The organism is Bacteroides sp. 51 (assembly GCF_010500965.1).
Lineage (GTDB): Bacteria > Bacteroidota > Bacteroidia > Bacteroidales > Bacteroidaceae > Bacteroides.
In genome coordinates, this window is the sequence record NZ_QVMI01000009.1 from 134,853 (window position 1) to 149,228 (window position 14,376).

General features: G+C 45.2%; 6 protein-coding genes. 2 read left to right on the top strand and 4 right to left on the bottom strand.

What is annotated here, in order from left to right; genetic code table 11:
- Positions 1–6: 6 nt before the first annotated feature.
- The 4 genes from D0T87_RS08945 to D0T87_RS08960 all read right to left on the bottom strand — a co-directional run bounded on the left by D0T87_RS08945 (position 7) and on the right by D0T87_RS08960 (position 8,518).
- Positions 7–2,169, bottom strand: coding sequence for a glycoside hydrolase family 95-like protein (locus D0T87_RS08945; protein WP_203558647.1), 2,163 nt, complete (start codon positions 2,167–2,169; stop codon positions 7–9).
- A gap of 217 nt (positions 2,170–2,386) precedes the next feature.
- Positions 2,387–3,769 (bottom strand): alpha-L-fucosidase, encoded by a 1,383-nt coding sequence (locus tag D0T87_RS08950; RefSeq protein WP_239063573.1) that lies wholly within the window; start codon positions 3,767–3,769, stop codon positions 2,387–2,389.
- Between the two features lie 81 nt (positions 3,770–3,850).
- Positions 3,851–5,449 carry a SusD/RagB family nutrient-binding outer membrane lipoprotein gene (locus tag D0T87_RS08955; protein WP_163174792.1) on the bottom strand — a complete coding sequence of 533 codons (1,599 nt, stop codon included), beginning with the start codon at positions 5,447–5,449 and terminating at the stop codon, positions 3,851–3,853.
- A gap of 15 nt (positions 5,450–5,464) precedes the next feature.
- On the bottom strand, positions 5,465–8,518 hold the full coding sequence (locus tag D0T87_RS08960) for a SusC/RagA family TonB-linked outer membrane protein (RefSeq protein WP_203558648.1): 3,054 nt from the start codon (positions 8,516–8,518) through the stop codon (positions 5,465–5,467).
- Between the two features lie 357 nt (positions 8,519–8,875).
- Between D0T87_RS08960 and D0T87_RS08965 the strand changes: the two genes are divergently transcribed.
- Positions 8,876–12,934 carry a two-component regulator propeller domain-containing protein gene (locus D0T87_RS08965; RefSeq protein ID WP_163174793.1) on the top strand — a complete coding sequence of 1,353 codons (4,059 nt, stop codon included), beginning with the start codon at positions 8,876–8,878 and terminating at the stop codon, positions 12,932–12,934.
- 150 nt (positions 12,935–13,084) lie between these two features.
- Positions 13,085–14,362, top strand: coding sequence for a DUF4995 domain-containing protein (locus D0T87_RS08970; protein WP_163174794.1), 1,278 nt, complete (start codon positions 13,085–13,087; stop codon positions 14,360–14,362).
- The last annotated feature ends 14 nt before the right edge of the window (positions 14,363–14,376 follow it).

Consider the following 14,376-nt stretch of genomic DNA (forward strand, 5'->3'; position numbering starts at 1 on the left):
GACATCCTATTCCGGCCAGTCCATTACATAAGGTAAACCCTGACCAGACTTCACGCCATAGAAGTTTCGGTCGGACTCATTCGAAGTCTGTACAAGTTCTAATTTATAATCCGTAGATGGTTCGGGGGCTAAAGCAACTGTTTCCCCGGCTTCTAATTGAAGCTGATAAATATCGTTTCCCAGTGACTGTACCGGAATTGTTTTTCCTTTCGATATTTGGTGAACAGCTTTCCATCCCGGCAGATGTACACAGCAAGGTAATCCCTTTTCGCTGTGAATAGAAACCCACCGGGTTGCTCCTTCTTTCCGTTGAGCAGAAACAACGAAAGCGCCTTCGGCCCTTAGCTGGTGAAAGGCACAAGATTTCCAGTCGGCAGGAACAGCGGGGAATACACGTATTACATCCCCCCAGCTTTGTATAAGCATCTCGGTCATGGCAGTGGCTGCACTCAACGGGGTTTCGATCACTATATTCTTGCCTCCACTCTCGGCATAAAACGTGTTGGGCAACAAAAGGCTAATGCCGATTGGTTTATTCAGAAAATGATCCAACATGTGGTAAGCCTTGTTGCCATCGCCTAAATATGCATACAAAGAAGCAGCCCCGGTATAGGAATAACCGGCCAATTCTTTACCGTTTTCAACGGCTATCCAGTGGTCAATGGATTTCTCTAACATCTCCCGGTTGGCCTGTACATCGGGTGTTAATAGCCGGAAGGGGTAAAATGCAAGCAGATGCGAGTAGTGCCGGTGCGATTTAGCCAGTGGAACATCCGAAGCAATCATCATTCCATTTTCGTCGATAGGATAAGGATGCAGGTGTGCCAGAATTTCTTTCCAACAAGCATATTCGGGATGAGTGGACGCTGTCTTGTCATGGCATAGAATCAGTGTTTCGAGCAACCAGCGAAGGGAGGCCAAACCGTAGTGGCTGTTGTTGTATAGTTTGGTTCCTTCGTATTCGGGCGATTCGGTCTGAATGAGATGATAGGTTTCTCCTTTCCGTTCCATCACCTTTCCGAATACTTCCAGGATGTCCAATGCTTTGGGTGTAAATTGTTGTTTTATCTCTTCCCAACCGGCTCCGGAATACCGGAGATACATATAGTAATTCTGTAGCGCCCATGCAAAATCGCCCATCTTAGAAGGCGATGTAGTTCGTACAAGCGGAGATAGGAACTCATCTAGCAGCCGCTGATAATTAACTCCTTGTTCGAGGCGATTGGCCGGATATACGGGCATATAAGTTAACTGTATATTGAGGTTCCACCAGTAACTTGGCCATGCGCTGAGTTTGTAGAAGGGACCGAATAAATCCATGGCAGCACCTTTGGGATGTGAACAAGTGCCCAGTTTGTACATTTGTATAAAATAGAAATTCTCCAGTTTCTTATCCGGAATGGAGATGAAGGAGTGTTGATGGAACTTATTCCACCAGTTGCGCATCTCTTTTCTAAGAACAGTGTATGTTGCACCATGGGCAGCTTCTACTGTTGCTATGGCTTTGGGCAGTGAAACATCCGAAGCCGGAACTTCATTGGCGGTTGATACATAGAGTACGGAGTGCGACTTATTATCATCGACCTCTTTCCAATAAGTTGCATAATCGCCCCCGGCCAATAAGGGCTGAACCCATGAGCCTTCTTTCGGTTTCTCGGTAACAACGGGAGCAGGATTGTCGATATATCCGGCTTCTTCTTTCAGATTTGGGAATACATGTACCCTGGGCGAACGCGCACTACCGGGAACACCCTTCCATGAGTAAGGCAAGGAAGAGGAAACCTCAACGATATTAACCTCCTTGTCGTTGGGTGTGTATGCACAAAACGCGAGCCCACCTTTATCGGTGGTGAGGTTGCCGGTCAACTCTCCGCTATAGATGTTTAAATGGAATGTCCCGGAGAGAATCTTTCCTTTGGGGCACAGGAGCATCTTTCCAACATCCAATCGGCAGTAATCGAGAATCCGTGTTGCTCCTGTAACCCCCATGGACGTTTTATGGTTGGGGGCTTTGCGGTGATCCGTCACGTCGGGGCGCCCCAGGTGAAATACAACAGTATTGCTGATAGAGTCTACATAGACCATCATGCCCGTTAACCCATTTCCAACGAAAGCCCCCTCGTTCCATTGCATTGGCAGCTGTTCCCAGGTCAGGGCATATTTCTTCATATATTCTTCCAGGTTAACTGCATGTGCGGTAGTTCCCGAGATAAAGCAAAGGCATAGAATTAGAAAGCGAAAAAAGTTGGTTCTCATATTATTCAATAATCTAAGTAATTGTTCAAGATTAATTCATCCTCCGAAGTGCTTCGAAGCCTCCCTGCAGCTAGTGGGGTGCCTTCGGAGTGTTCCGAAGGATGAATTAATTATGAGCATCTGGTTTATTTTATTCTTTCATAGTAACTTGCAGCACATATACCGGGAATGAATTTACCGGATTACTTAAATGTACTGCCAGTCCATCGTCTGTTAAATCCCAAGTTACTTTTGTCTTTTCAGATAAACACTTTATAGAACGTATCCTATCTTCTGCTTTGAAAGCACGAAGAGTAAAGCTGGTAGCTGGTACATGGCGGACGATAATATATACCTTCTTACCTTTAACTGTATACCTGAAATCGGGAGCAGCGTTTTGAGGGAGTCCATTATAAATGGCATCGTGAAATTCTGCATCTACCTTTTCTTCCACATTGTTTGGATCGAAGTTTTCGCCATAAATACGCCACGGTTCTGTTCCATAAATAGCTTCTCCATTAGCCTTCAACCAATGGTGTAAACCATTCATTATTGGTTCGGTCAATTTAGGAAAACGTCCTTTGTTGTCGGGGCCGATATTTAGCAGCATATTTCCTCCTTTACTTACCATATCGGTCATATACCGCACAATCATGTCTGGGCCGGCGTATACCGTATCGTAACGATTGTATCCCCAGTTTGCTCCCATTTTCAGGCATCCTTCCCACAATCCCCTATCAATTTCATCGGTTAGTTTTTGCTCTACAGTAGCATAATCGCCCATGTTGTTGCCTATACGGTCATTAATCAGGCATTCGGGTTGCAGGGAAAGGATTAATTCTCTTATCTCTTTGCTTTGTTGTTCGGTTACCATTTCCGGGGTATCAAACCAAATGATATCTACCTTACCGTAGTTCGTTAATAATTCCCGGAGTTGCGGTTTTACTTTCCGTTCGATATAAGCAGAAAGATCTTTTGCGTCTTCATCCGGATAGTCCCAGGTGTTGCTTCTTCCGCCTTTGGTGGGCCAGTTGGTTGGTACATCCGGATCTTCCCAGTCGCGCCCCAACGAGTAATAAAAGCCTAGTTTAATACCCTCTTTATGGCAGGCCTCTGCCAAATCTGCCATAGGATCTTTGGCGAATGGAGTGCAGTCCACAATGTCATAATCACTACATTTTGAATCAAACATAGAGAAGCCATCGTGATGTTTAGTCGTGATAACTATATACTTCAGTCCTGTATGCTTTGCCGCTCGTACCCATTCCATAGCACTATAATCCACGGGGTTAAAGGTCTTTGCTATCTTGGCATATTCTTTTAGAGGAATGCGTTCGCGCATCATAAAATGGTCGGCCCCTTGTGCTTTACGACCCTTCCAGTCTCCGGCTGCCTCGGAATAAAGCCCCCAGTGTAAAAACAGCCCCAGTCTATCGTTCTTAAGCCATTGGATGCGTTGATCCGGGGCCGATTGTGCCGCGGCGTACATACCTATCAAAGAAACGAACACTATTAATAAATACCTCTTCATCATGTCATAAAATAAATAGAGAGAGCATATCATGTTGTATTTCACCACATCACGGTATGCTCTCAGTTTGTATCCTGAAAAATATTAGTTGTAACGCGATGTATCCCACCACACGCGGACTGAAACTCCGTCGCCCTTTCCACCATTTAAGACAGGGTTACTTGCGTTTGCTCCGTTATTCGTCAATTCGTTATCCACATAACGCAGTTTCTTGATGAACTCTCTGTTGGCCGGATTAATGGTAGATTCCAGACTTTGCTTAACCGGTTGTAGCACCGGGTAGCCCGTGCGTCGGAATTCTGCCCAGGCTTCTTCCGAATTAGGATATATGCCCAACCATTTCTGAGTGATTATCTTTTCCAGCTTGGTTTCGAAATCATCGGAGTTGTTCCATTTAACATCTCCTGTAGTTATATATGTATTATCGTTTACTGTTGAATAAGAGCCCGTAGGAGCATCTGTTCTAAAGTCTTCGAACGAAGCACGTATACCACTTTCATAATTTGCAGATGCATCTCCTGCTCCCTGCCAGCCACGTAGTGCCGCTTCTGCTTTCAGGAAACAAACCTCAGCATAATTCAGCAAACCCAATGGGGGTGTAAATAAGTGCCCCTGCGGTGCTGTTTCTTTAGAGCCGTAGCTTTCGGAGTTCCATGTATATCCCCACATATATCCCCAGATACACGAGTTATGTATATTGTCATTTGCGGGTAATGGAATGTCTGTAGCCGACAGTCCGTTCGGCACCCCTCTATATTGAACCGCATCGGCTTCACCGTTTACCCAAGCCTGAGTTTGTGATATTATCAGCGTAAGGCGCGGGTCGGGCACAGAACTTCTGTTCATAAGCATATTCACCATGGTTTCACTTGCCCTGAACTCATTCCAGGCACTTGCTTCCAGCAAAGGATTCCACCAGGTATTTGGTAAAGGTATCGAAACGGCAGCATTATCGACATTAGAAGACAGCAAAGACTCCTTCAAAGCAGCTTCACCTTCGGCTTTGGCTTTTTCCGGATCGACGAACGATAAACGTAAGGCAGCACGCAGGCGCAAGGAGTTGCCCAGCTTTATCCATTTATTCACATCGCCTTGGTAAATCAGGTCTTCATCTCCATACGTGCGTTGGTCGGCTCTCTTCTGCTTCAACAGGGCTACTGCTTCTGTCAGCTCTTTAAAGACATCATAATAAATATCTTTCTGGCTGTCAAAAGGAGTTTGGGTTTCTCCCTTTCCTGCTTCAAAGTAAGGAATATCGCCGAAAGTATCGGTAAGGCGTATGGTACTTATTGCGGTAGTTATACGCATAATCTGGTACATGTCACTGTATTCGGGATGGGCTTCCAGCGTCAACTCCACTTCGCGCAGGTTCTTCAGCATACTGTTGTAGTATGGAGTCCATAAACCACGTTCTGCCCAGGAAGTGTTGAACACATAATTGTCCGAGGTGAAACTTGTAGAAGTATTGGCTATGTATTGGGCATATAGAAACGAATACAGTAATGATGCGCGTTGGAAATCTCCGGCAATAAGATGGAATCCGGTATACTGCATTTTCGGTAATACCAAATCGGGCGACACCTCATTGATGGCCAATGGGTTCTTGTTCATATCTTCGAATCCGCTTGTGCAACTAACCGCAAGAACAGATATTAGTATGATAAGTATTTTATTCAGTTTCATAGTTATATTGCGTTTTTAGAATTTTACATTAAGTGAGAAGCCCACAGTTCTTGTTGATGGGAATGATGCCAGTTCGAAAGCCTGGAATACATCCTGACTATTCTGTGCAAATTCCGCATTAACAGGAGCTGCCTTGTAAATGTTGAACAAGTCGCGCCCTACAACCGATACTTTTACATTGGAAATCGGTGTTTTCCTTAGCCAGGTGGCCGGTAGCGTATAACCAATGGAGATCTCACGCAGTTTCACATAAGTAGCATCATGCAAGAACTCTTCCCCTACCGGATATGAACCTGCTATAACAGCGTAATATTGTTGTGCAGAAACTTCTTTTGCATTTTCCTGACCTGTCGATTTAACAATACCGTCAACCACCATACCTTCGCGTCCTTCCAATGTTCTTGCCGAGTTTCCGGCTCCGGAAGCAAGTGCATCTGTGAGTGAAAGGAACTCGCCTCCGTATCTGACGTCGACAAGGGCGCTGAATACAATGTTCTTATAAGCCAGCGTAGTACTAAAGGAGCCTGTCCAGTCCGGTGTCATATTTCCAATGACCTGTTCGGATTTGGTATTGATCAACGGTAGCCCGCTATCATCTACCAGGATTCTGCCATCGTCGTTTCTCTGGTATGCGGTAGACACGATGTCGCCGAACCGGCCACCTTCATCAATGACTACCTTCCCGATTTTTACGTTGTTCGTCAATGGGAAAGTGTATCGTTTGATCTTTTCGTCAAGCTCTACGTTGCGGGTAGTATTCTTACCCCAGTTCAGTGTCACATCCCAACGCCAGTCTTTGGTCATAATGGGCGTTCCGTTTACCATTAATTCTATACCCTTGCTTTCCATTTTCCCGGCATTGATTCTTTTGTTTGTATATCCGGAAGAGGCAGGAACGCTCATAGAGAGGATCTGGTTGGTAGTTGTTGATTTGTAATAGGTGAAATCAAATCCCAACCGGTTATTGAACATCCGGTAATCAAATCCCAACTCCCATGATGTGGTTTTCTCCGGTTTCAAGTCAGCCAAAGGGTATGTGGTGGAGGTCTGCCCAACGGTAAGATTACCGATTGTGCTCAGCGTATATACATTATAAAGCGCGTAGGGCGAAGTATCATTACCCACTTGGGCGATTGAGCCTCTGACTTTCAGGAAATACTCTTTAGGCATCTTAAATATATCCGATAATATTCCGCTCAAACTGGCTGATGGATAGAAGTATGACCAGTTTGAAGAAGGCAGCGTAGACGACCAGTCGTTTCTTGCCGTAACATCAAGATATGCATATCCCTTGTATCCTACGGTAGCGTTACCCAGGATCGAATTGATTCGTTTGGAATTAAAGCCTTGTGTGGCTAGTTTTGTCAAACCGTTGCTCAATGCGATGAAGTCGGGAATGATGGCTTCGCCACTCTCTGCGGCCAAACCTTTGTATTTATTATAGTAAGTGGCTATACCGAGATTGGCCGATATGGAAAAATCGTTGAAGCGCTTATCAAAATTAAGCATCAGGTCGGCATTCAATTCTTCGCGTGTAGAATTGTCGATTGTAATCAGATCTCTGGGGTTCGCAGCTTTATTGCGATGAACCTCGGTTACCTCCAGATTATCGGAGATTCTGTCCAGCCCGATTCTTCCTGTCAGTTTCAGATAGTCGGTTATGTTTCCGCTAAGGATGAGTTGTCCCTGGAGCCTGTCTCTGTTCAGTTCGTTTCCGTTGCCATCCGTTATGAAGCCGTAAGGGTTATGTCTTACCTTGCCATCGCCGGCCCAGTTTACGATGTACCCGTCTTTCCCGATAGGATTACTTAAATCCTGCAAGCGAATATTCCTTGGTATCTGGATCATATTTTCCCATACACCGTAAAAGTTCATTGGCCTGTTCTTTACCTTTTCGCGAAAGTAGGCCACCTTTCCACCTATGGTTACATACTTATTTTTAAGTTCAACATTCAGGTTGTAGTTCTGTTTAACCATAGATTCATTGGGCAGAATGCCTTCGTTGCGACTGTCGGTAAACGAGAAGCGGGCATTCAGGTTTTCATTGCCACCGGTGGCGCTTACCGAGTTCACATAGTTCATCCCTGTGCGAAAGAAATCGTCTATTACGTTCTTCTGTGGCAACATGGCATAATCTTGATAAGATTGGTCGCCATAATATTCCTTACGCCAGTTCGGAATCATTTGTCCTTCCATTTTGGGTCCCCATGAACCCTGGGCGGCCATTGTATATTGTCCGTTTGTTCCTTGTCCATACACGTCTTGAAGTTTGTAAGAGTCATAGGCTTTACTGGCGGAAACATAACCGTTGTATTCAAACTGGACTTTACCTTCCTTACCCTTTTTGGTGGTAATAACGATAGCCCCGTTTTGTGCTCTTGAACCGTAGAGTGCCGCAGCATTTGCTCCTTTCAGTACAGAGATGCTTTCAATATCATCCGGGTTGAGGTCGGCTGCACCCGAAGAGTAGGAGAACTGCAGGGTTCCATTGGCATTGTCCAGAATGGGCAGTCCGTCTACCACCCAAAGCGGTGCATTATTACCACTCAGCGAGTTAAGTCCGCGCAGAATAACACGGGTTGGTCCGCCAACACCACTTCCGGATTGAGAGATCTGCACACCGGCAACTTTACCTTGCAACAGATTGGAGACGCTGGTTGAGCGGTTTTCTGAAAACACATCGGTTTTCACTTCCTGCATGGCATATCCTAATGCTTTCTTTTCTCTTTTAATACCTAAAGCCGTAACCACCACTTCGGTAAGCATCTCTGAGTCTTCTTTCAGTGTGATTGTGAAACTTCTGTTTTTATTGATACTAATCACCTGCTTTACATACCCGATGTATGATACAACAAGTTGCCCGTTCTCGGGCACTTCTAGATTAAAGGCACCATCTAAATCGGTGATTGTTCCAATGGTAGTGCCTTCAACTGAGACATTGGCACCGATAACAGATTCTCCGTTTGTGTCTTTCACCGTACCGGTTATTGATATTTGCTGTCCTTGTGCAAAGGAGGCAAAACTCATGAAAGACATCATCACCAAAAGTAATCTAATGTGTTTTTTCATAATGTTGTTTTTAATAATTAATTGGGAATTTCTAGGTTACTAATTTTATATAATAGATGTGTTTTGGAAACATGTGGTCTCCGGTAACAAAGGTAAGGTATAGAGGATGCAATCTAATTACTTAATATTCAATTATACTTAGAGGAGGTTGAATGCAGTTTAATTTTTGATGAATTAAGCTTAGTTTTTGTTTAGTATGGGTGTTTCGGTCCCCCCTTATCTCTCCTGATAAACTGTATTTGGTTGCGAATCTCAGTTTTGTGCAAAAAGAAACTAAATCTGTTGAATGTGAGGCTTTATCCTTTCATCCTAATCCTCATTTTGTTATTTTTGCATAAACCTCTAATATATAATAGGATGCTAAAATCGGCCTTCACTTGTTTTCTCCTATCTATCTTTATCGGTATTTCTTCTTACGCAGCAGAACCCGAGCAGATTACCTTTGTACACATTGGGTTGAACGATGGGCTTTCGCAGAGTACCGTCTTCTCCATCGACCAGGACAAACGCGGCAATATGTGGTTCGCCACCTACGATGGCGTGAATAAATACGATGGCTACGCCTTCACCGTCTACCAGCACGATGCTTCCAACCCACATAGCATCGCCAATGATATCGCCCGCATCGTCACGGTAGACAGCCAGGGGCGGGTCTGGATCGGAACACGCGACGGGCTATCCTATTATGATGAAGAAAAAGACCGGTTCAGGAACTACTTTTATGAAAAGAAAGGCAAACGGGTGCAGATTGGAGGAATTGCCGAACTGTCCGATACACAGCTACTTGTAAGTACCAACGAGGGGCTGTTGGTTTTTGATATTGAGAACTCCCTCTTTATGGAAGATGCCCTGAGTGAGGCTTTACATAAACTGGTCGCTTCTACCATAACCCGTCAGGGAGACGATATTTATATCGGTACAATGAAAGGGCTGTACGTTTACTCCACTCAAAACAAGCAGTTCAGCGTTCTGACTCAGGACTTGGAGAATAAGAATATCCAAACCGTCCTCAGGCAATCGTCCAACCGCCTGTGGGTGGCCACCGAAGGAGCCGGGCTGTATCTGATCAACCCGAACACCAAAGAAGTTCAAAACTACCGGCACGTGGCTGGTGACTCTAAAAGTATCAGTTCCAATTATATCCGTTCATTGGCACTGGACGCTCAGAATCGCTTGTGGATTGGTACCTTCAACGACCTCAACATCTATCACGAAGGAACCGACTCTTTCGTTTCTTACACCAGCAACCCGGTTCAGAGTGGCAGCCTGTCGCAGAACTCCGTACGCAGTATCTTTATGGATTCGCAGGGAGGCATGTGGTTGGGCACCTATTTCGGATCGCTTAACTACTACCATCCCCTTAAGAACCGGTTCCGGCATATGATACGTATCCCTTACCAGAATTCACTGAACGACAATGTGGCAAGCTGCATCGTTGAAGATAAAGACTATAACTTGTGGATCGGTACAAATGACGGCGGACTCAATTTCTATGACGTTCAAAAGAAAAAGTATACCCATTATGTCTCCCGCGATGGTCATCATTCCACCATTGGCTCCAACAATATAAAGACCATCTATATTGATGAGGAACAAGGAAAAGTCTATATCGGAACCCATGCCGGCGGATTCAGTATATTGCACAAAAGAACGGGTTTCATCGAAACCTTTCATTTGCGCAACAGCACGCTGAACGAAGACAATGTCTATGCCATCGTACCGGTCGGCGATGGCGATCTCTGGCTGGCCACCTTGTCGTCACTTTATAAATTCAATCCGCAAACAAAATCGCTTCGGTTAATCAGTCAGGAAAAAAACGGTAGCCCTCTAAAGGCGAAGCGCATAACCCTGATGTATAGAGACTCAAGAAACCGGTTGTGGATAGGAGGAGAAGAAGGGTTTTTCGTTTATGATCAGATCGGCAATGAGCTACAAACCTCTGAAATCCTGCCCGATTCGCTTCCGGTTCGCCATGCGTTCATCAATTGCATATACGAAGCCCGCAACGGGCAATTCTGGATTGGCACCCGCGAAGGCGTATACGGTTTTGATGAACACAGAAACCGGATGAAGCATTACACCACCTCCAACATGCTTCCCAACAACGTGGTGTACGGCATTCTCGAAGATACCTTCGGTAGGCTGTGGATGAGTACCAATAAAGGTTTGGCCTGTTTCGACCCGGAGACGGAGAAACTCAGAAACTTCACCGAGTCCGATGGCATCCAGAGCAATCAGTTCAACTCTTACTCCTATTGCCGCACCTCCTCCGGGCAAATGTACTTCGGAGGCATTAACGGTATAACCACCTTCGTGCCGGAGCTGCTGATGGACAATCCTTATACGCCGCCTGTAGTGATCACAGGGTTGAGGTTGTTCAACAAAACCGTGCGTCCGGATGATGGAACCGGACTGCTGACCCGAAACATCCACGATACGAAAAGCATCACATTCAAGGCTTCCCAAACCTCTTTTTCTTTAGAGTTCGTAGTTACAAACTACATCTCCGGGCAGCACAATACATTTGCCTACAAGCTCGATGGATACGATAAAGAATGGTATTATCTAACCGACCAGCGATCGGTTTCTTACTCCAATCTGCCTCACGGCACCTACAAATTCCTGGTAAAAGCTGCCAATAGCGACGGCAAGTGGAACGAAGTCCCCACCGAGTTGGAGATCATTGTATTGCCCGTATGGTATAAAACCTGGTGGGCCATCCTGCTGTTCGTACTGGCCGTTGTAGCCTTCTCGATCTTTGTCTTCCGCTTTATCTGGATACGTAAAACAATGAAAGCCGAACTTGAGATGGAACGCATGGACAAGGAACGCCGTGAAGAAGTAAACCAAATGAAGATGCGTTTCTTTATCGACATATCGCACGAACTGCGCACACCGCTCACTCTAATACTTGCCCCCTTGCAGGAAATCGCCAACCGCGTGAGCGACCGGTGGATACGCAACCAACTGGAATATGTGCAACGGAATACAAACCGCTTGCTACACCTCGTCAATCAACTGATGGACTACCGTCGCGCAGAATTGGGCGTACTTAAATTGCGCGCCCGAAAGGGAAACGTAGATAAACTTATTCAGGAGAACTTCCTGTTCTACGATAAACTTGCCCGCAATAAACGAATAGAATACACCCTTCTTTCCGATATCTCCGAAAGAGAAATGCTATATGATGCCAATTATATGGAGTTGATCATGAATAACCTGCTCTCCAATGCCTTTAAATATACCGAAGAAGGACAGAGCATCACTGTGAGCTTTAAAGAAGAAGGCGGTTTTCTTGTATTACAGGTTAGCGATACAGGTGTCGGTATCCCTGCCGATAAGCAGAAAAAGATATTCGACCGGTTCTACCAGATCAAAAGCGAGCAAATGGGTAGTGGCATTGGCCTTTCTTTGGTACAACGCCTCGTCGAACTTCATCACGGGCGCATAGAACTGGAAAGCGAAGTTGGGAAAGGTAGTACCTTCTCTGTATTTATCCCGCAAGACACCGCCGTCTATACCAAAGAAGAACTGGAAGACAGCGAAGTAAATTCCAAGGATCAGGAAGTGCACTCGGTGAACGTTCGCGATCTTTATTTTATTGATAGTGAAATTGTTGAAAGCCCGAAACGGGAAGACGAGACTTCGGACAAGAAGCGTGGAACCATCCTGATCGTGGAGGACAATCTTGAAATCCAGCACTACCTGATCGAAGGGCTTTCCGATCTGTTCACTACGGTAGGTGCTTCCAATGGCGAAGAAGCGCTCAACTATCTGAAAGATCATGAAGTAGACCTCGTGCTTACCGATGTGATGATGCCGGTTATGGACGGTATAAAGCTAACCAAGCAGATCAAGCAGAGTATCCGCACCTGTCATATCCCTGTATTTATTCTTTCGGCAAAAACAGACATTCACGATCAGTTGGGTGGCTTACAGGTAGGAGCAGACGATTATATCCCCAAACCATTTACGCTCTCGGTATTGGCGGCCAAGATACAGAATATGCTTCGTACCCGCCGCCGCACGTATGAATACTACTCTAAATCGCTGGAAGTAGAACCCGAAAAGATCACGTTCAATGCCATGGACGAGGAACTGCTGAAACGAGCCGTTACCGTGGTCGAGAAAAACATGGATAACATTGAGTTCTCCGCCGATGAATTTGCCCGCGATATGAATATGAGCCGCTCCAACCTGCATATCAAACTGAAAGCCATCACCGGAGAGTCTACCATCGACTTTATCCGTAAGATTCGCTTCAATGAAGCATGCAAATTGTTGGAAGACGGGCGCTATACCATTGCCGAAGTGAGCACAAAAGTAGGGTTCAATACACCTTCCTATTTCGCTACCAGTTTTAAGAAATACTTCGGCTATTTGCCCACAGAATACATTAAAAAGCGCAGAGGATAACAATATTGAAACTAAATTCGACAAAATTAATAGGTTTTATACCCTGCCTTTATTCCTTTCAACATTCCTGCACCGATAAGAAGTAACTGATGTTTATTTTTGTTCTCAATGAAAAATACATTTAGTTACTTTTAATCGGATTAATTTAATATGAAAAAGAATCTCTTTCTGTTTGCCTCTTTGTTAGCTATAGTGTTGGTTTCATGTAAGACTCCACCCAAAGAAGATTATAGCTGGGTAAAAAAAGGTATTGATGTGGCTTCGGCCCAACTTAAGTTCACCACTACTGAAATAGCCGATTCTGCTATGTTGCCCCGTTCCATTTGGGTGGGTTATGAGATGGATTTCCTTTGCGAACAATTGGGAAGGGATTCAATGACCTTTAAAGACTCGCTCCGGCTAAAACCAATCCAAAGGCTGGGGCAAAGAAGGCTGGCTGGAATATACGATTGGACAAGCGGCTTTTTCCCGGGTACTTTATGGTACACCTACGAATTGACCGGCGATAATGCACTGAAACAACAAGCCATTAAGTTCACCAACCTGTTATATCCTGTAAGAAAGTACACAGGTACGCACGATCTTGGATTTATGATGAATTGCAGCTTTGGCAATGCCGGGCGCCTTTCTCCTAGCGACACCATTCCCTCTATCCTGCAACAAACGGCAGACAACCTGATATCCCGCTACAATCCTCAAATCGGAGCCATCCGTTCGTGGGACTTCGGAAAATGGAACTTCCCGGTTATTATTGATAATATGATGAACCTTGATCTGTTGTTCAATGTAAGCAAACTCACCGGAGATCCTAGATATAAGGATGTAGCCATTAAGCATGCCTATAAAACAATGAAGTACCACTTCCGCCCGGATTATTCTTCTTACCATGTAATCAGCTACAACGACGATGGCTCTGTTGAATATAGAAATACGCACCAGGGTAAGAACGATGAGTCTTCATGGGCCCGCGGACAGTCATGGGCGGTGTACGGATACATTTCCTGCTACCGTGAAACGGGTGATAAAGCCTTCCTTGATTTTGCCGTGAATATTGCCGACTTTATCATGTCGCGCGTGAAAACCGATGACCTGATACCATTGTGGGATTATGATGCACCCGATACACCGGAGACGCCAAGAGATGCCTCGGCAGCTTCTATCGTTGCTTCTGCATTTATTGAGTTGAGCACGATAGTGCCCGATGGTGGTAAATATCTGGATTATGCGGTGACGATCATGAAGAACCTGTCGTCTGATGCTTATCTGGCTAAGGTAGGCGAGAACCAGGGATTCATATTGATGCATTCTACCGGTTCACTACCGAATGGCTCTGAGATAGACACTCCGCTGAATTATGCCGATTACTATTACATGGAGGCGCTCCAGAGATATATGGAACTGAAAGGATTAGAATATAAAGACTTATAATACTGTAGGGGCGG